This window comes from Bradyrhizobium cajani (assembly GCF_009759665.1).
Lineage (GTDB): Bacteria > Pseudomonadota > Alphaproteobacteria > Rhizobiales > Xanthobacteraceae > Bradyrhizobium > Bradyrhizobium cajani.
Map to the genome: position 1 here is coordinate 419,691 of NZ_WQNE01000001.1, position 17,098 is coordinate 436,788.

Annotated in this window: 18 protein-coding genes; 7 read left to right on the top strand and 11 right to left on the bottom strand. The window is 63.9% G+C overall.

Features of this window, described 5'->3' with window-relative positions:
• Positions 1 to 23: 23 nt before the first annotated feature.
• Both GPL20_RS01920 and GPL20_RS01925 read right to left on the bottom strand, forming a co-directional pair.
• Positions 24 to 704: a response regulator transcription factor gene (locus GPL20_RS01920; RefSeq protein ID WP_157327149.1), complete on the bottom strand. Its 681-nt coding sequence runs from the start codon at positions 702 to 704 to the stop codon at positions 24 to 26.
• Between the two features lie 77 nt (positions 705 to 781).
• On the bottom strand, positions 782 to 961 hold the full coding sequence (locus GPL20_RS01925; RefSeq protein WP_157327151.1) for a hypothetical protein: 180 nt from the start codon (positions 959 to 961) through the stop codon (positions 782 to 784).
• A gap of 234 nt (positions 962 to 1,195) precedes the next feature.
• Here GPL20_RS01925 and GPL20_RS01930 point away from each other — a divergent pair, with 234 nt between their 5' ends.
• Positions 1,196 to 1,441 carry a hypothetical protein gene (locus GPL20_RS01930; protein ID WP_157327153.1) on the top strand — a complete coding sequence of 82 codons (246 nt, stop codon included), beginning with the start codon at positions 1,196 to 1,198 and terminating at the stop codon, positions 1,439 to 1,441.
• A gap of 289 nt (positions 1,442 to 1,730) precedes the next feature.
• Entirely contained in the window at positions 1,731 to 2,108 is a 378-nt protein-coding gene (locus GPL20_RS01935) for a hypothetical protein (RefSeq protein WP_157327155.1), read from the top strand.
• An 89-nt stretch (positions 2,109 to 2,197) separates the two neighbouring features.
• Here the strand turns inward: GPL20_RS01935 and GPL20_RS01940 are convergent, their stop codons facing one another.
• Positions 2,198 to 2,665, bottom strand: coding sequence for a general secretion pathway protein GspN (locus GPL20_RS01940; protein ID WP_157327157.1), 468 nt, complete (start codon positions 2,663 to 2,665; stop codon positions 2,198 to 2,200).
• A gap of 480 nt (positions 2,666 to 3,145) precedes the next feature.
• Between GPL20_RS01940 and GPL20_RS01945 the strand changes: the two genes are divergently transcribed.
• Complete coding sequence (locus tag GPL20_RS01945) at positions 3,146 to 5,788, top strand: spermine/spermidine synthase domain-containing protein (protein ID WP_246249993.1); 2,643 nt, start codon at positions 3,146 to 3,148, stop codon at positions 5,786 to 5,788.
• Between the two features lie 14 nt (positions 5,789 to 5,802).
• Here the strand turns inward: GPL20_RS01945 and GPL20_RS01950 are convergent, their stop codons facing one another.
• The 3 genes from GPL20_RS01950 to GPL20_RS01960 form a co-directional block, all read right to left on the bottom strand.
• Positions 5,803 to 6,426, bottom strand: coding sequence for a 2OG-Fe(II) oxygenase family protein (locus GPL20_RS01950; RefSeq protein WP_157327159.1), 624 nt, complete (start codon positions 6,424 to 6,426; stop codon positions 5,803 to 5,805).
• Positions 6,427 to 6,525: 99 nt separating this feature from the next.
• On the bottom strand, positions 6,526 to 6,861 hold the full coding sequence (locus tag GPL20_RS01955; protein ID WP_157327161.1) for a hypothetical protein: 336 nt from the start codon (positions 6,859 to 6,861) through the stop codon (positions 6,526 to 6,528).
• A 95-nt stretch (positions 6,862 to 6,956) separates the two neighbouring features.
• Positions 6,957 to 8,942: a hypothetical protein gene (locus GPL20_RS01960; protein ID WP_157327163.1), complete on the bottom strand. Its 1,986-nt coding sequence runs from the start codon at positions 8,940 to 8,942 to the stop codon at positions 6,957 to 6,959.
• Positions 8,943 to 9,374: 432 nt separating this feature from the next.
• Here GPL20_RS01960 and GPL20_RS01965 point away from each other — a divergent pair, with 432 nt between their 5' ends.
• The 4 genes from GPL20_RS01965 to GPL20_RS01980 are packed head-to-tail and all read left to right on the top strand — an operon-like array spanning position 9,375 to position 12,370.
• Complete coding sequence (locus tag GPL20_RS01965) at positions 9,375 to 10,157, top strand: peptidyl-prolyl cis-trans isomerase (RefSeq protein WP_309143204.1); 783 nt, start codon at positions 9,375 to 9,377, stop codon at positions 10,155 to 10,157.
• Between the two features lie 41 nt (positions 10,158 to 10,198).
• Complete coding sequence (locus tag GPL20_RS01970) at positions 10,199 to 11,134, top strand: HupE/UreJ family protein (protein WP_157327457.1); 936 nt, start codon at positions 10,199 to 10,201, stop codon at positions 11,132 to 11,134.
• 16 nt (positions 11,135 to 11,150) lie between these two features.
• Positions 11,151 to 11,756, top strand: a complete 606-nt coding sequence (locus tag GPL20_RS01975; protein ID WP_157327165.1) for a HupE/UreJ family protein — start codon at positions 11,151 to 11,153, stop codon at positions 11,754 to 11,756.
• Positions 11,753 to 12,370 carry a HupE/UreJ family protein gene (locus tag GPL20_RS01980; RefSeq protein WP_157327166.1) on the top strand — a complete coding sequence of 206 codons (618 nt, stop codon included), beginning with the start codon at positions 11,753 to 11,755 and terminating at the stop codon, positions 12,368 to 12,370. Before GPL20_RS01975 ends, GPL20_RS01980 begins: the two co-directional genes overlap by 4 nt.
• A gap of 125 nt (positions 12,371 to 12,495) precedes the next feature.
• Here GPL20_RS01980 and GPL20_RS01985 read toward each other — a convergent pair whose 3' ends face one another.
• The 5 genes from GPL20_RS01985 to GPL20_RS02005 are packed head-to-tail and all read right to left on the bottom strand — an operon-like array spanning position 12,496 to position 17,098.
• Positions 12,496 to 13,545 (bottom strand): LacI family DNA-binding transcriptional regulator, encoded by a 1,050-nt coding sequence (locus tag GPL20_RS01985; protein WP_157327168.1) that lies wholly within the window; start codon positions 13,543 to 13,545, stop codon positions 12,496 to 12,498.
• On the bottom strand, positions 13,542 to 14,186 hold the full coding sequence (locus GPL20_RS01990; RefSeq protein WP_157327170.1) for a ThuA domain-containing protein: 645 nt from the start codon (positions 14,184 to 14,186) through the stop codon (positions 13,542 to 13,544). The genes GPL20_RS01985 and GPL20_RS01990 overlap by 4 nt, the downstream gene beginning before the upstream one ends.
• A gap of 10 nt (positions 14,187 to 14,196) precedes the next feature.
• Positions 14,197 to 15,294 carry a Gfo/Idh/MocA family protein gene (locus GPL20_RS01995; RefSeq protein WP_157327172.1) on the bottom strand — a complete coding sequence of 366 codons (1,098 nt, stop codon included), beginning with the start codon at positions 15,292 to 15,294 and terminating at the stop codon, positions 14,197 to 14,199.
• A 21-nt stretch (positions 15,295 to 15,315) separates the two neighbouring features.
• Complete coding sequence (locus GPL20_RS02000) at positions 15,316 to 16,164, bottom strand: carbohydrate ABC transporter permease (RefSeq protein WP_157327175.1); 849 nt, start codon at positions 16,162 to 16,164, stop codon at positions 15,316 to 15,318.
• Positions 16,157 to 17,098, bottom strand: coding sequence for a carbohydrate ABC transporter permease (locus GPL20_RS02005; protein WP_254125042.1), 942 nt, complete (start codon positions 17,096 to 17,098; stop codon positions 16,157 to 16,159). Before GPL20_RS02005 ends, GPL20_RS02000 begins: the two co-directional genes overlap by 8 nt.

Below are 17,098 nucleotides of genomic sequence, written 5' to 3' on the forward strand. Positions count from 1 at the left end.
CCCGATCAGTTGGCTCCTGCTCTCTATTGGCGCGAGCGCAGAATGAATCCGGAGCCGCGAACATTGTGGATGAGCTGCGGCTCTCCGGGACCATCGACCTTGTGACGGAGCCGACCCATGTGCACGTCGATCAGGTTCGTGGTCGCGGGAACGAATTTGTAGTTCCAGACCTCCTCGAGCAGCATCGCGCGCGTCAGCAGCTGATCGCTCCGGCGCATCATGTATTCGAGCAGGCGAAATTCACGCGGCAGCAGGTCGATCTCGCGCTCGTTCCGTCTCGCGGTCCGCTCGATCAGATCGAGCTCCAGCGGCCCGACATGCAATGTGGTTTCGCGGCTGTCTATCGGACGGCGCAGCAACGCCTCTATCCGCGCGACCAACTCGACGATCGCGAATGGTTTTGTGAGATAGTCGTCTCCCCCCATACGCAATCCGCGCACCCGGTCGTCGACCGCGCCAAGCGCGCTCAGAACCAGGACGGGCGTCCTGAGCTGCTCCTTGCGCAGCGCCTCGATCACGGTCAGCCCGTCCATTCCCGGCAGCATGCGGTCGACGATCATGGCATCGGGGCCCGACGAGCGCGCCCGGTCGAGGCCATCGACGCCGTCAGGTGACCATTGAACCTCGAACCCGCGATCGGCGAGTTCGGCAACAATCGCCTCGGCGGTTTCGGAGTCATCCTCGATCAGGAGAATCCGCGTCATATGCCTGGTCCCACGTTCTGCGAGGCGTTTCGGCCTGCGGCGGAGAAGCGTGGTTTCAGCGGTCCGCACTGTCATGTTCAATGCTCGCCCGCTCCGAACACGCGGCGGCGCGCCGGCTTGCCGTCAACCACTCGCTGCATGACGAGATAGTGCTGCGGAGAACGAGGCACCACTAAATAGCTTTTCAGGAAGCGGGACAGAGTCGTCGCCAACAGGTCCAATGCAATTGCAAAGCGTCTGGCCGTGGTCGTGACCATTTCAGGCCTCCTTCTGAACTGTGCTTCGTCGAAGATATGCCCTCGACGCGTTCGCTGTTACTCTGGAAGGCAACCCATGTTGCAGATTCGCACGATCGTGGTCGTGACGCTGTCCTGGCTCACATGTCGTTGAACTCCGGTGAGCAATTCGTGCATTTGAATGACGCCCGATCGCTCACACCTGGATGAGCAGCCGGCTTGATCGGCCTGCTGTCATCATAAGGAGAAGCCGAAATGACCACTCTCAAATTCCTGTCGACGGGACTGATCGCAGCCGCCGTGCTCGGAGGACCTGTCATGGCGCGCGAACACCATGCCGTCATGCGGCAGCCCGCAATGGAAGCCGATACGGTCGCATCGAGCGCACCCGTCTATCAGGGGGGCCACGCCTGCGTTCCGGCGCCGCGCGTCGGCGCCTTCGCGACGGCGCCGTGGACCGGTAATAATGTGCCTTGCGAGCCCGGCACAGGCAGCTTCTGATCGCCGCAACGTTACGGCCGGCCGGATGCCCCCGGTCGGTCGCTCCACATCGAACGACTCGGAGCGCGCTGGCAGGTCCAGCCCGCTCCCCTTTCGCCGCGGCTACACGCGGTCAGATCACCTTCCCGGCAGGCGCCCTCATTCCTGAAGCCGAATTTAGTGGGATTATCGCGCGCCGCTCCTACCTTCATTTCATCACGAGCCTCGTCATCACGAGCATTGGCGACCGCACGACGCGGACGCGAACCGTGCGGATGGCTGGGCAGTTCGAAGCGAAAGGAGTTCCCCCATGAAACGAGCGATCATGATTCTGGCGACGGCAGCGCTTGCCTCGACCCTGGCGATCGGAACGGCCGAAGCACACGGCGGTGGCGGCGGCGGCGGCCACGGTGGTTTTGGCGGCGGCGGTCATATGGGCGGCTTTGGCGGCGGCGCACATTTCGGCGGCATGGGGCATGCCGGAGGCTTTGGTGGCGGACCGCGGTTCGGCGGAGAACACCTTGGGTTCGGCAGTCATGTTGCGTCTGGCGGAGTAGGCCTCCGTCAGCACGCGTTTCATCACTATGGTCGCTATCGGTACGGATATGGATTCTACGGAGCCTATCCGGATTGCTATGATTGGTACGACCTGCACCCCGGCGTGCCGTTGCCGCTGAGCTGCAGCTAGAGCGTTGTTGCAGGTCGCCGCGGCGGATGCGCGGGCGCAGCCTTATCGGCCGATGCCCGCGACATCCGGTTGCGCTGATTCAAGAACGCTCAGTCGTAGTCCGGCGTATGCGAGCTGTGGCGTCTCGCCGCGCTCTCCGCAAGCGTGTACCCGGCTATCAGCGGGCCCTCGCCCGGCCGCGGGAATTTCAGGGTCTCGCTCAGCTCGCCGTGCACCAAGATGGCCTCGCGGCCGTGAACTGAGCGAAGCCTCCAGTCCTGATAATATTCGCCGACCTTCAGGCGCAGCACGGCCTTGCTCGCTTGGTCGATGAAGAGCCCGAAACTCTGATCGCCGCCGCTGACGGTCCCGACCAACGAAAGGTGCAGCTCGACCTTCGGCGGTGGACTCGGCGGCGGCGGCATCGGCGACTCCGGCGCCGCAACAACGACAGGAGGTGGCGGACGGCGCGACGGCGCAAAGATCGGTCGCTCGCGCGTGGTCGACAATGCCGCGAGCGGAATGGCCCACAGCGGATTTCCTCGCACCGCTTCGCGCCTGATGGAAGGCGGCGGCATGCCAACCTCGCCTGCCGGGACTGGAGTCGCGGAAGCATCCCCCAACCGAAGGTCTGGCACGCGCCCGACGGGCCCGGGCACGTCGATATCGAAGACGTCGGCCGGCAGCGCCGAGGTCGAAGCGGAAACTCCGAGCAAAGGCATCAGCATGAGCGCGAGCCACAGCGGCATTCGCAGTCTCGCCACCTGACCCCTCATGTCCTCATCGCCGGCCGGGATGCGAGCAAGACGCACGGCTTCTCGCCCGAGAAGAAAGCTGGCGTCCCATACGCGCGAAGCCATGCGTGGATTACCCGATGGATTGGGCTTATCGACCGCTAATGTGACATCTGTACGAAACGGCTGCGGCCGACGCGCGGCGTCACATGGCGCAGCTCGGCCGTGCATGCTTCCACAGTCACAAATCCTGCAGAAATCCGACATAGAGCAAATGCTTTGATCGGCTGAGCGTCCGGCGCGGCGTGCAAATTCGAGTTGAGAATGAGAAGAATGCAATCCGATCCGGACAGCACCGCAATCGCTTCGGCAGAACGGCTCGCGCGCGCGGTCCGGGTTCAGACCGTATCGAAGCGCCCGGCTCTAGCCGCCTCTCGTTGGGCGCTGACCCCGGTCGTGGCGGCATCCGGCTTCGCAGGCCTCGGCTACGAGATCGTGTGGACGCGCCAGTTGAGCCTTGCGCTCGGAACCGAGATGATGGCGGTGCTCGGCGTCATCGCGGGATTTTTCGGCGGCCTGGCATTGGGTGCCTTCGCGTTCGACGAGTTGATCCGACGTGCGAGGTCGCCGTGGCGCGTCTATGCGATCCTCGAGGCCGTCATCGCGGTTTGGGCCTTGATCAACGTCTGGCTTCTGCCCGCGGCCGGGCGGGCGCTGTCGCCTCTGCTCGGCACCGAACCATCTCCCGTCCTGCTCTGGGCCGGCAGCCTGGCGCTGCCGACGCTCGTGCTACTTCCCGCAACGATGGCGATGGGCGGAACCCTGGCCGCCCTCGAGCGGATGACGCGGGAAGCTCGCGGCGAGGCTCGCGTCACGGCCGGGGTATATGGGGCGAATACAGCCGGGGCCCTGGCTGGAGCGCTGGCGTCCACGTTCCTGCTGATCCCCCTGCTTGGATTCTCCGGAACGCTGGTCAGCCTCGCCGGCGTCAACGCGTTCTGCGCCGTGAGCGCGCTCGCGCTCGGATCGGCGCGAGGCGATGCACGGGCCGACGCGGACGTGGCTCGACCACAACCGGTTCGAGAGCTACGGCTCACGATCACCTTGTTTGCCACCGGTCTGCTCGGAATCGCGTTCGAGGTCCTCGTGGTCCGTCTTGCCGCGCAGGCGATGCAGGACACGGTCTACACGTTCGCGGGGCTGCTGGCTGCCTATTTGCTCGGCACCGCGGCAGGGGGCTTGCTCTGGCAGCGCGCAGGGCGAGATGCGCAAGACGGCGGTCTCCGTTGCCTGCTCGCCGGCACGGCGTTCGCCTGTCTTATCACCGCATCGCTTGCGCCTTACGTCAGCCGCCTCATCGAGGCCACTTCCTCTGCGGGTGCACTTGGTGAACTGGCCGTGGCAATCGCGCTGTTCCTGGCGCCCGCGACTGCGATGGGCGCATTGTTCGGCCTGCTGGCGCAGCGCGTGCGCGACCAACGCGGGTCCGTTGGATGGGCGGTCGGCGTCAACAGTCTCGGCGCCTCCATCGCGCCGTTGATCGCAGCGCAGTTGTTGATCCCAACTCTCGGCATATGGCAGGCACTCCTTGCGGTTGCGGTGGCCTACCTGCTCCTGCTCCCGTCCGGCCGAACGGCGCTGATGTGGTCCGCCGCACCGGCGATCTTCGCACTCGTCCTCTGGATTAGCCCAGCTCCCTCTTTGATGAAGGTGCCGCCCGGTGGCGCATTGCTTGCCGTCCGCGAAGGGCCGATGGCAACCGCCAGCGTCGTCGATGACGCATCGGGTACGCGCTACCTCGAGGTCAACGGCCATTTCCGCATGGGCGGCACCAGCTCTGCTCGATCAGATTACCGTCAGGCAATCTTGCCGCTGCTGCTCCATCAGGCTCCCCGGCAGGCCGTGTTCCTCGGCATAGGCACCGGCGCTACCGTGGTCGGTGGATCGCAGATGCCGGGCGTGAGCGTGCTCGGCGTCGAGCTCTCCCGGGAAGTGGTGGAATTGCTTCCGTGGTTCGTCAATACGGCGGCGGCGCCAGCACTTCGGGTCACCGTTGCAGATGCCCGCCGCTACATCGCTGCCGATACGAAGCAGTACGACGTGGTCGTCGCCGACCTGTTTCATCCGGCGCTGGACGGAAGCGGCGCGCTCTACACGGTGGAGCATTTCCAAGCCGTGAAACGCAGGCTCGCACCACGAGGCGTGTTTTGCCAATGGCTCCCCCTTTATCAGCTCGATCTGCCGTCCTTGCGCGCCATTATCCGCAGCTTTCTCGACGTCTATCCCGACGGTTCGGCCTGGCTCAACCACTACAGCGTGCGCACGCCGATGCTTGCGCTTATTGGCGCGAAGGATGGTGGCTACCTCGACCCCGACGCGCTCGCTGCCCGACTGCGCGATCCCGCGATCGGACAGGTCGTACGTCCGCTGGGATTTGAAACCCCGATCGATCTGCTCGGCCAATATCTCGGAGGCCCACGCGCGCTCTCCGCATTCGCCGGCCAAGGACCGCGCAACACGGATGACTATCCTTTCGTGACCTTCGATGCGCGTCGGAACGTCGGTGCACTCACCGCTGCGCCATGGTCGCTTCTGCTCGCCGTCACGCGAAACATGCAACCCGATCCGGCAGAGCTCCTGGCTGGCGCGCAGCGCGACGCGTGGAGTTCGCGATTGAGCGCCTATTGGCGCGCGCGCAACCGATTTCTCGAAGCCGGCGCGTCGTTGCCGGGCGATCCGCGTGGAACAGCCCTGATTGAAGCGGCCTCGCCCGGCCTCATCGAGGCGCTCCGTTCGAGCGCCGAATTCGATCCGGCCTATGGACCGCTGATGGGCATGGCAAGATCCCTGATCAGTTCAGACCGGGCAGCGGCGCGGCGCCTGTTGCAACAGATCGACGCCGCAGCACCGTCGCGCAGCGAGGCAAGGGAGCTGCTGGCGCGCGAATTCGGTGTCCGAAAAGAGTGACCAGGCTTTGTCGCTCACGGCGTAAAGTTGATGCGATAGCCCCAGCAGTCGAGATGATCGGGAATGGCATTGAATGCGATCGTGATCCTCTGCCCGCCCGGATTCCGCGGCACCTCATGGTAGAGGTAGCTCGGAAAAAGAACGAGATCTCCGGGTTCTGCCTCGGGCAGGACGTACTTGCCCGCATTGAAAGGCCCGATCGCGGCAGTTCGCGTGTGGTGGCGAAACGAAAAGTCGAAGCCGCCGGGCGGACGCACGAAAACCGTCTTGCAGGCCGGGTGCGAGGGCGTCAGATAGAAAATGCCCGAGACGAAACTGTTGGCATGGGAATGCAGCGTCTGATTCCCGCCGGTCTCGAGCATGTTGGTCCACATCTCCTTGACGGTCCAGCCGAGCTTCTCGCCGAACAGCAGGACGCCGAAATCGACGAGCTTCGGCACGGCCAGCTCAGCGATCTGCCGAAACAGCTCGTTGTCGCGCGGATCGGCAACCTCGGTATGGAAAAGCTGGCCGGAGCGGAGATTCTCCTCGATCCGCGTGTTGCGGATCGCTGCTACCGCGGCTTCATTCAGCGACGGAGGGAGCAATTGAGGCGAGCGCAGGAGGGGAATGGGGAAAAGCGGCTCGATCTGGTCCATATCGCAAAATCTATCTGTTTCCGGTGCAGTCGCCACAATGCGCGGGCAAGGATGACACTGCGATGACAGATCACGGGCCGTGAAATTCTTCGGCGTGATCTACTCGTCGGCCTTCAGTACTCTCAGCCGCTCCCCCGGCGGCAGGTCGTGGCGCCGTTCACGCACCTGTTGCGTTGCGCGTGCCGCCATGTCCAGGCATTCGTCGAATTCGCCGTTGCCGGCTTCTGCCAAGGCCTGGTGCAAGTGTCGCTCGGCAAAGTAGCGGGAGAGATTGTCCGGCGGCAATTCTGCGGACAATGCACGCGCTTCCGCGACCGCAACCTTGCAGTCCTCCCAAGTCGGCTCGTCCGAAGCTGCCGCCGCCTCGCCCGAGGCCGCAGCGGCCCAGCCGACAACGAGGCACAGTGCGTAGAGCTTGGCGCGAGACACATTCATCCGTCGAAAGAACCTTGACCGATCTCGTGACCAAAATGCATCCGGCGGAACGCAACAATCGTTGCGTCCCGCCGGATAACTTCTCATCCCGTGGGCTAGTGGTTGTGGTCGTGATCGTGGTCGTTGTCTGCCCGATGACCAAGCCGCCGCGCCAGATCAGCGTTCGTCTCGACCAGCAGCTTCGGCGAGCCTTCCGGCCTGATGAAGATCGGATTGGCGTAGAACCAGACGTTGGACCAAGCCTGCACGTCGTGGGTGACCTTCTTGACGCCGCTCACCGTCTCCAGATGCGCAGGGCAGGCCGGATCCGCGCAGCTCACCTGGGCATTGCTGGCGTCGAGCACAGGATTGCCGGCGCTGTCCGTGACGTTAGGCGTGCCGACCGGAATGTTCGTTCCGCGTGCGCGAATGTAGAACGGGGTATTGCCGGCCGTGAACGTGGTCGTGAACCGCAGCCGGACAGAACGGCCATCTCGGTGTTCGCGGTGCATTTTCGTCGCCGGAATCTGCCGCGCGATGGTCGCCGTGGGATTGTACACGATCGCCGCACCTGCAGTGCCGCCTGCATTGGGCACGGCATAGCCGTTCGCGCCCGGCGCGATCACGCCCGTGATCTTGCCGGTGATCAGATCAACGTGGTCGAGCAACGGCTTGTTCAGCGGCTGCTTGATCCCGACTTGCTCCAGCAGCGGATTGTTGAAGCTGTAGGGGCTGTTGTTCTTCTCCGGAACGGTCATCTCCATCTCGACGATAACCTGGTCGCCGGGCTTCACGACCAGCGTTTCGCCCATGTTCTTCCAGTCGTCGCCCCGCGCCCTGGCGCGGAACACCATGTCCGGGCCGATCAGGTCGGCGTTGACCGAGTAGGAGTTGCCCGACCGCATTCCGTCGACGACCGATTGCGCCGAGAACCGTCCGCCATTCGGAACATACAGCCTGGTGTACTCGCCGGGAATGAAGTCCGCGGTCGTGAACGAATCGCGGGCACCGCCAGCACCACGGCTGTGCCAGTCCGAGCTCACGAAGATGAAGAAGTTGCGGCCCTCACCCAGCATGCCGTCCCACAGCCCGCCGACCTTCGCGGTGTAGATACCGCTCATGCCATAGGTGCCGCCGCCAACCGCGCCGGTGCCGTAGGAACCGGAGCCGCCGGTCAACCCGCCCTCTGCAAAATGACCGGGCGATTCGATGCCGAACGCGACAGTCGGCCCGGCATTGTTGAAGTCGCGGAAGTGCTCGATGTTGTAGCCCTTCGACCCCGCGGGATCGAACGGCCCCTGCCGCTCGGTGTGGGTCGGAATGACGTAGGATTGCAGCGGATGCTTCGACTGCAACCACTTGATGCCCTCCAGCGCCTTCAGGTGACCTGCCGTGCCCGAATTATTGACGTTGTCCTTGCCGGGCCAGAGCTGGTTTTCGCTGCCCTCGGCGATCGGGCCGATCGCATCGGTATCGGCTCGGTCGAAGCGGTACTCGAACTCCGCCATCTTGTCCGCATTGCCGCCCCGACGCGGGTTCTGTCCGGTGATCACCGCGACGTCGACGTGCTCGTGGCCGGGAGCGATCCACTCCAGACCTTCAATCAGCACCTTGTCATACATCGGCGTGCGGTTGACGATGATCGGATACTCGATCTCCTGAATCGATTGCCAACGCCACATTTTGGCGTTGCTGCCGGTGCCGTTCGGTGTGCCCTTGAGGCTGCTGATCGTGATGCCGTCGATGGTCTTGCCGAGCGTCTGATCCCAGGTCGTGGTCGTTTGGCCGGGAATATTGGCGCTGCTGTCGCTGAAGCGGCAATCCCGATTGCCGGAACCGCCGTGATTGCCGAGGGTGAACCAGTCGAGATTGAAGTTGTTGCCACCGGCGGCCGCGGCGCCCTTCCCGACGGAGCGATCGATCGAATAGCCAGCGGCAACCGAACCATCGGTGCAGGTGTTATGATTGTGCATATCGCCGGCAACATACGGATTGCCCTTGTTGTTCCGCCCCTTGTCCAAATCGTCGGCGACGGCAGCCTGAGTTAGAGCCAGGGACGCTGATGCTGCGGTCAACAGGATGGTTTTGCTAGTCGGAAACATCTATCGCCCCTCTCTTGGACTTCACTTGGGTCTTGGAGTTCACTTGGACTTGGTCGGCAAAATTCGACGAGGGTGACGGAGCTGCTGCTTGCGGCTGCATCTGACGACACCCTCCAACACCGAATTAAAGACCAGAGTTCGAATACAGCTTCGTGAAGGTTTTGTGCTGACCACACTCCTTCGCTGCGACGGCAGATGCCAAACTCCAAATTTTCTGCGCTGCACTGATGATTGCAGATGACAGATGAAAGGCTCTGTCGCATAAAGCGCGCGGCTACGCCGTGCCCGAGATTTTGTGACAGTTCAATGTCAATGCCTGCGACATCCGATGAAGTGCAGTCCCTTCCGACGTCGCGCGACAGGCGCTCGGACTCCAGCATCGAGAGCACACGTGGTGGGACGCAGCCTTCGCACTCGATCGGCTCCCTGCTGATGCGCGTGTCGCGCGAACCCTTGCTGCACTTCACGCTGCTCGGTGCAATGATCTTCGGCGCCGACGCCGTTCTGCATCCTCCTGCCAAAGAGGAGAAGGTGATCACGGTCACCAAAGCGATGCGCCAGTCCTTCATCGATAATTTCGACGAGGACAAATTGCGCACGCCTTCGGACGAACAGCTCAGCAAGATGATCGAAAGCTGGGTGGCCAGCGAAATCCTCTACCGCGAGGGCAAGTCGCTTGGCGTGGACCGCGGCGACGAGATGATCCGCGATCGGATCGCCTTCAAGATGCAATTGATGATCTTCGACCAGATTCGGGTGCCGCAACCGACGGAGGAGCAGCTGGGGCAGTGGTTTGCAGAAAATCACGTCCGCTTCGACGAGCCGGAGCGCGTTTCTTTCTACATCACGCCTCCGACCGATCAGGCCACGGCGCAGCGTCAGTTCGAGGACATCGTCCAGGAGCATGAATCGGAAGAGTTGCAGCAGCAGACTCGCGCCGTGCTCGCCCGGCCGGTGGCGAGCCTCGCAGCCTCCTTCGGCGAAGATTTCCGCGACACGTTGCTGGCGATGCAGCAAGGCCAATGGAAGGTCCTGCGCTCCAAGGACGGCTGGCACGTGGCCCGCGTCGATTCCCGACACCAAGGAAAACTTGCCAGCCTCGATCAGGTGCGGGACGAGGCCGCAAGAATTTGGCACACGGAGGAGACCCGCAAGCTGGCCTGGGAAGCGGTCAAGCGACTGAAGACGTCCTATCAGGTGCGGTACGAGCAGTGACGGCGATCCGATACCTGCGATTGGCGCTGCTGCTGTTCGCCATGATTGTGCTGCCATCCGCACTCAGCGCGCATGAGGCGGCGATGGGCGTGCTGGAATTCCGCGAGGTGCGGCCCGGCGCGTTCATCGGCCGCTGGACCATGGAGCCGTCGATCGGCGCTGCGCGGGTCGATCTGCGGGTGCCGTCCCACTGCCTCCTCCGCCTCCCCGAGATGAACTGCGGCCAAAAAGGTCTGGTCGGCTCGATCACCATTGGCAATCTCGGCTCCAACATGTCGGTGGTCCTGATTAAGGTCATTCCGATCACGGGTGAGCCGCGCAGCTACACGATCTCGACTGCCAATCCCGTCGTCTCCATTCTCGGCACTGGTGCCCCGACACTGGAGGCCTGGATCGAGTTGGCCAAGGTCTATGTGAACTACGGAATCGATCACATCCTCCTGGGCGCCGATCACCTGCTGTTCGTGCTCGGCCTGATCTGGATCGTCGGCGGCGGCTGGCGATTGGTCAAGACGATCACGGCCTTCACGATCGGACACAGCGCCTCGCTTGCAGCGGCCGCCTTCGGCTTGATCGGCGTGCCGGAACGCCCGCTCAACGCCTGCATCGCATTGAGCATCGCCTTCGTCGGGGTTGAGATCGTCAAGCAACAGCGCGGCGAAACCGGGCTCACCGCCCGCCATCCCTGGGCCGTGGCATTCACCTTCGGCCTCGTTCATGGCATCGGTTTCGCCGGCGCCCTGGCGGGGCTGGGGCTGGAACGCCGTCTCCTGCCTGCGGCGCTGCTCTTCTTCAATGTCGGCGTGGAAATCGGGCAGCTCGCCTTCGTGCTGCTCGTGCTCGCGCTGATCTGGGCGCATCGGCGGCTTGATGCCGCGCTGCCGCGTTGGGGCGAGGCGCTCCCCGCCTACGTCATCGGATCGGTATCGATGTTCTGGTTCTTCGGCCGAATTGCGCGCGTGTTCGCCGCAATCTGAATGAGAGACGCGCACCATGTGCCCACGCATCGTCCGATCTCTTCCCGCCGCAATCGTAGCCTTCGTACTGGCCCAGCCGGCTTTCGCGCATGAGCAAGCCGGCGTCGCCGGCGGCCTCGTCAGCGGCCTACTGCATCCCGCCACAGGCATCGATCATCTGATCGCAATGGTCGCGGTCGGGATCTGGGGCGCGCAACTGGGCGCGCCGGCGATCTGGGTGCTCCCCATCACCTTCCCGCTCGTCATGGCCGTCGGCGGGGTCCTCGGAATCATGCGGGTGCCGCTGCCGATGCCGGAGGTCGCGATTGCGCTTTCGGCACTGATCCTCGGCGTGGCTGTCGCCAGCCGCCTGCGCTTGCCATTTGCCGCGGCCGCCGCCATCGTCGCGGTTTTCGCGATATTTCATGGTCATGCACACGGAGCCGAGCTGCCGGGTTCTGCAAACCCGCTGGCTTACGGGGTCGGCTTTGTCACAGCCACCGGGCTGCTGCATCTGTGCGGCATCGCAATCGGCACTCTGACGCGATGGCCGGCCGGAGAGCGCATCATTCAGGGACTAGGCGCCGGCATCGCGGGACTTGGCTGCTACTTCCTCGCACAGGGCCTCGGAGCCATCGCATGACGTCGAACTTCCGATGTGGACTCATTTCGGCCGCGATGCTGCTCATCCACGCCAACGCGGCCGAGGCACACATCGTCGCGGCTCGCCTCGGCGATTTCTACACGGGGGCACTGCATCCCCTTACCGATGTTCAGGACATCGTTCTCTGGATCGCAATGGGCGTGCTGGCCGGTTCGCTGGGCAGCACGAAGGGGCGCTGGCTGATCCTCGTGTTTCCGCTTGGGCTGCTCGCCGGGTCGGCTCTCGGGCACAGATTCGGGGTGGCTTCGACCGGACTTGCGGACGCTGCGATGATGCTGGCGCTGGGCCTGATGCTGGCGGCCGCGGCGCGAATTCCGACCTCCTTGCTGTGCCCACTCGCATTCGGGCTTGCCGTCATCCGGGGCGCCGCGAACGGCGTCGACCTCGGGCCGGAGACCGATCGGCTGCTGTTTGCGACGGGATTGGTCTGCATGGGCTATGTGGTCATGACACTCACGATGGCCCTGACCCTTGCGTTCAGGTCGACCGCCCCGGATGGCTCGGCGAGCTGGCGAACCATCGCCATTCGGGCGCTCGGAGGCTGGATCGCGGCCATCGGTCTCATGATGGCGGGCCTTGTTCTGGCCTCATGAAAAACGCGCGACCCCGGACGCCCACGAAGCCTTTCTGAAGGTTGAGATCGGCAAATGGGGACGGATCATCAAGGCGGCTGGAATCGAGCCGCAGTAGGCGAGTTGGCATCGCCTGCGAGCTCGAGTTACGGCAGATTGTCCCGCAGAAAAATGTCGATGCGGATGCGCTCCTGGTCGGGGCTGATCGGCTCGCCCGAACAGTGCGCGAGCAGGATGCGCGCCGCGGACCGCGCCTCGTGGCCGGGATCCTGGTTGATGATGGCATCGAGTGTGCCGCGGACCAGGAAACGCCGTGTGTACTGGGTCAGCTCATGGGTAATCCAGACCACGTCGCGCGCGCGGCCGGAGGCCTCGAGCGCATCGGCGATGCCGCGGTTTCCGGCGCCGCAGCAGTATATGCCGCGGAGATCGGCGTGGCGCGCGAGCAGCGCAGCGGTAAGCTTCCGCGTGCGGTCGCTATCGTCGCGGCCCTCGATGACCGGTAGCGCGGGCAGGTTCGGATATTCGCTGGACAGGATCTGGTGAAAGCCGAACTGCCGTTCGGTGTGATCGCGCAGCGACAACGATCCCGCAATCACGGCAACCGTCCCCTCGCGCCCGGCGAGGAAGCGCCCCATCAGCGTCGCGGCGGTGCGGCCTGCGGCCGGATTGTCGATGCCGACATAGTGCAGGCGGCGCGAGCTTGGTGCGTCCGAGACCAGGGTCACCACGGCGACCCCGCGTGTGGCGAGTTCGTCGATCGCGGCGCGAACCCTCGGATGGTCGAGCGCGATGACGGCGACGCCCTGATAGGCGGGCGACAGGTTTTCCAGCGCACCGGCGAGCACATCCGGATCGAACACGTCGACATGGAGGATATCGATGTAGCCGCGCTGGCCGGCGAGCCAGTCTGCGGTGCGCTGGACCTGCTCGCTTAGATTGGTCATGAAACTGTTGCTGCCGGACGGCAGAACGAAGGCGAAGCGGAACGTTTGCCCGCGGGCGAGCCGCGCGGCAGCGAGGTCGGCACGATAGCCGAGTTTGGCCACCGCGGCCTCGACGCGCGCGACGGTCTTGGCGCGCACGCCCTCGCGCCGATTGACGACGCGATCGACGGTCGCTAGCGAAACGCCGGCCGCGCGCGCGACGTCCTCGAGCGTGGCGCGAACCGCCGGCAGCGTCGCGCCGCCTGTCATTCGCGTGCCGCCCACAGCATGCCGCGGGTCATCAGAGTCCGGATCTCCGGTACGTCGAGTTCGTAGGCACGATGGCCGAGCGAGGAATAGAATACCCTGCCCGCGCCATAGCGCTTCTTCCAGACCACGGGCATCACCACGCCCTCGATCCAGGGCGCGTGCTCGCCGGTGAAGGTCGTTGTCGCCAACACCTCGTTGGCGGGGTCGACATGCATGTAATACTGCTCGGATCGATGTTCGAAGCTCTTCAGGCCCTTCATGATGGGATCATCCGGCCTCGTCAAGTCGACCTTGTAGTCGATGATGTTGCCGGGATGCGCAACCCATTGCCCGCCGCACATGAACTGGTAGTCGACGGAATCGCGGAACGCATCGCACATGCCGCCATGATGACCGGCGAGCCCGACCCCGCTCCGCACTGCCGCGCAGAGATTGAGCGCTTCCGGCTTCTCGATCTTCGACATCGTGTAGATCGGGATGATCAGCGACAGATCGTGGATCGCGGGATCGGCGAATGCCGCCGTCGTCGTCTCGATCCGCACATCAAAGCCTTCCGCCTTGAGCCAGCCGCGAATCATCGAGGCGCAGAGATCGGGATCGTGTCCCGGCCAGCCGCCCCATACAATCATTGCCTTGCGCATGGTCATTCCCTCAGTCGATCTGTCCGGTTTCACGCCCGACCGGCAGCATTGCCGGCCGCTCGACGCGGTTCTCGATCTTGACGCGCCGCCCTTCGTCGGCGGAGATCTGGAACGCCTCCATCACCTCCAGCACGTGGAAGGCGAGCGCGCCGCTCGCTCGATGCGGGCGGTTATTCAGGATCGCGGAGGCCATGTCGGCGACACCGATGGAGCGGAACTCGCCTTCGACATGACCGTGCGTCGACGGCACCGTCTCAAATTCCCCGCCGGTCTTCGCGACCTGCACCTCGCCGCCGAAGCGGTTCGGGTCCGGCACCAGCATGCTGCCCTTGTCGCCGTAGATCTCGATCGGCGCGTGCCGGTGCTTCGGCACGTCAAAGCTCATCGCGATCGAGACGACCGCGCCACTTTCGAATTCGAGCGTCCCTGCAACATGGGTCGAAACCTCGACGGGGATCAGCGTGCCGTTCATCGGCTGGCTGGTGACCAGGCGCTCGGATTTCGGGCGCGCGATCGAACCCATGACGCTCGCGACCGGACCGAGCAGTTGCACGAGATCGGTGATGTAGTACGGCCCCATGTCGAGCATCGGCCCTCCGCCGCGCAAGTAATAAAAGCCCGGCGCCGGATGCCAGCGCTCATGGCCGGGGCAGCCGAAGAAAGCGCTGCCCGCGACCGGCGTGCCGATCGCACCGTCGTCGATCAGCTTGCGCGCGGTCTGGTGCCCACCGCCAAGAAACGTATCCGGCGCACACCCGACGCGCAGGTTCTTCTGTGCGGCGAGTTCGATCACCTTGCGGGCTTCCGCGACGTTGATGCCGAGCGGCTTCTCGGAATGGACATGCTTTCCGGCATTCAGCACCGCGAGACTGACGTCCGTGTGGGCGAGCGGCACCGTGAGATTGATGACGATCTCGACGTCATCGCGTTTGAGCAATTGATCGACCCGCATCGCCGGCAGCCCGAAAGCAGCGCCCTGCCGCTCCGCGACGTCACTGCGCATGTCGGCGAGCGCCTTGATTTCCATGACCGCGAAGCGCTGGGCAGCTTTCAGATAAGCTGTGCTGATATTGCCGCAGCCGATGATTCCGATGCCGATTTTTCTCATTGTGATCTCCGTGAGGTATCGTCATCCCTTGACCGCGCCTGCCGTGAGGCCGGCGACGATGTGCTTCTGCGCCAAAAGGAAGAGCAGGATCGTCGGCAGGATGGTCAGCGTGATGAAGGCCAGGATCAGGTGCCACTCGGACGAATACTCGCCCTGATAGACCATGATGCCGAGCGGCCAGGGATAGAGCGCATCAGTGTTGAGCATCACCAACGGCAACAGATAGGCGTTCCAGCTGTTGACGAAGGTGATGGTCCCAACGGTCGCCAGGATCGGCCGAGACAGCGGCAGCGTCACGTAGCGGAAGAATTTGATGTAGCTGCAGCCGTCGACCAGCGCGGCCTCGAGCAGCTCATAGGGAATGTCCTTGAAGAAGCGGCGCAACAGCAGCACGCTCATCGCGAGGCTGAAGGCCACCTGCGGCAGCGCAACGCCGAAATAGGTATCGAGCAGTCCGAGATCGCGCACCTTGATGAACAGCGGAAGCACCGCGGTCGCCGCCGGAAACAGCAGGCCGAGCGTCAGGTAGCTCAGCAACATCGAGCTGCCGTAGAACTTGATATGGGCGAAGGTGAACGCGGCCATCGAGGCGACGATCAAGGTCAACGCCACCGCGAGCGACGAGATGATCAACGAGTTGCGCAGGAGCTGCCAGTAGCGCACGGAGAACAGGATGTCGGCATAATTCTGCCACTCCCAGTGCTGCGGCAGGCCGAACGGATTGACGCGAAGTTCGCCGAGCGACTTGAAGCCGCCGAGCAAGGTCGCGAGCAGCGGCACCAGCACGAAGACGGCGACCAGGGCGAGGAACAGCGCCTTGAACAGCACGGCGGGATCGAACGGCGTGCGGGTGGCATCGACGCTACTCATCGCGCATGAACCATCGCTTGTAGGTGAAGGCAAAGGTCACGCAGATCACGAACAGGATGACACCGATGGCGCTGCCGTAACCGACCCGCATGCGGGAGATGCCGTTGTTGTAGAGAAAGCTCACCATCGTGTTCGAGGAGTCCGCAGGTCCGCCGCGCGTCAGCGGCATGACGAGGTCGAACAGCTGCAGCGAGCCGACGATGGCGAAGAATATGGAGAGCCGGATCGTCGGATAGAGCAAGGGGATGACGACATGGCGGAGGGTTTGCGACCGCGTTGCGCCATCGATGCGCGCGGCCTCGATCAGGGTCTTGTCGAGGCCCTGGAGCGCCGCGATGAACAGCATCATGTGGAAGCCGAAGTACTTCCAGACGACCACGATCAACACCGCCAGCATCGACGTGTCGGTCGAAGCGAGCAGATGCGGCGGTTCCGCACCGAAGGAACGCCAGATCGAGGCGACAAGGCCGTAGTCGCCGTCATAGACGAAGCTGAAGATCAGCCCGGTCGCGATCTCGGCCAGGATATAGGGCATGAAGAACAACATGCGCAGCGCCACCGCTCCGCGAAAACGCTCCGCAAGCATCAAGGCCAGCGTGAGCGCGAGCGGCAGCTGGATCGCGAGCGAGACCGCGATGATCAACCCGTTGTTGCGTAGTGCGAGCCAGAATGCGCGCGTTTCCAGCACGAAGCGGTAGTTGTCGAAGCCGACCCAGTTGGTCGGCCTGCCGAACCCGTTCCAGTTGAAGGCCGAGTACCATGCGGCCTCCCCGACCGGCAGCACCACGAACAGCGTGAACAGCATCAACGCAGGCGGCAGGAACAGGATCAGTACCGTGAAGCGGCCATCCCAGCTCGGGCCGCGAACCGCGATTGGTGAGAACGATGTCTCCGCGACGCCTATCACCGGTGAGCTCGCGATCCGCCGCGCCAC

What these genes read in the sequence shown, in the direction of transcription:
- GPL20_RS01920 (WP_157327149.1), bottom strand. Translation starts at nt 704, where the DNA reads ATGACGCGGATTCTCCTGATCGAGGATGACTCCGAAACCGCCGAGGCG.
- GPL20_RS01925 (WP_157327151.1), bottom strand. Translation starts at nt 961, where the DNA reads ATGGTCACGACCACGGCCAGACGCTTTGCAATTGCATTGGACCTGTTG.
- GPL20_RS01930 (WP_157327153.1), top strand. Translation starts at nt 1,196, where the DNA reads ATGACCACTCTCAAATTCCTGTCGACGGGACTGATCGCAGCCGCCGTG.
- GPL20_RS01935 (WP_157327155.1), top strand. Translation starts at nt 1,731, where the DNA reads ATGAAACGAGCGATCATGATTCTGGCGACGGCAGCGCTTGCCTCGACC.
- GPL20_RS01940 (WP_157327157.1), bottom strand. Translation starts at nt 2,665, where the DNA reads ATGCCGCCGCCTTCCATCAGGCGCGAAGCGGTGCGAGGAAATCCGCTG.
- GPL20_RS01945 (WP_246249993.1), top strand. Translation starts at nt 3,146, where the DNA reads ATGAGAAGAATGCAATCCGATCCGGACAGCACCGCAATCGCTTCGGCA.
- GPL20_RS01950 (WP_157327159.1), bottom strand. Translation starts at nt 6,426, where the DNA reads ATGGACCAGATCGAGCCGCTTTTCCCCATTCCCCTCCTGCGCTCGCCT.
- GPL20_RS01955 (WP_157327161.1), bottom strand. Translation starts at nt 6,861, where the DNA reads ATGAATGTGTCTCGCGCCAAGCTCTACGCACTGTGCCTCGTTGTCGGC.
- GPL20_RS01960 (WP_157327163.1), bottom strand. Translation starts at nt 8,942, where the DNA reads ATGTTTCCGACTAGCAAAACCATCCTGTTGACCGCAGCATCAGCGTCC.
- GPL20_RS01965 (WP_309143204.1), top strand. Translation starts at nt 9,375, where the DNA reads ATGCGCGTGTCGCGCGAACCCTTGCTGCACTTCACGCTGCTCGGTGCA.
- GPL20_RS01970 (WP_157327457.1), top strand. Translation starts at nt 10,199, where the DNA reads ATGATTGTGCTGCCATCCGCACTCAGCGCGCATGAGGCGGCGATGGGC.
- GPL20_RS01975 (WP_157327165.1), top strand. Translation starts at nt 11,151, where the DNA reads ATGTGCCCACGCATCGTCCGATCTCTTCCCGCCGCAATCGTAGCCTTC.
- GPL20_RS01980 (WP_157327166.1), top strand. Translation starts at nt 11,753, where the DNA reads ATGACGTCGAACTTCCGATGTGGACTCATTTCGGCCGCGATGCTGCTC.
- GPL20_RS01985 (WP_157327168.1), bottom strand. Translation starts at nt 13,545, where the DNA reads ATGACAGGCGGCGCGACGCTGCCGGCGGTTCGCGCCACGCTCGAGGAC.
- GPL20_RS01990 (WP_157327170.1), bottom strand. Translation starts at nt 14,186, where the DNA reads ATGCGCAAGGCAATGATTGTATGGGGCGGCTGGCCGGGACACGATCCC.
- GPL20_RS01995 (WP_157327172.1), bottom strand. Translation starts at nt 15,294, where the DNA reads ATGAGAAAAATCGGCATCGGAATCATCGGCTGCGGCAATATCAGCACA.
- GPL20_RS02000 (WP_157327175.1), bottom strand. Translation starts at nt 16,164, where the DNA reads ATGAGTAGCGTCGATGCCACCCGCACGCCGTTCGATCCCGCCGTGCTG.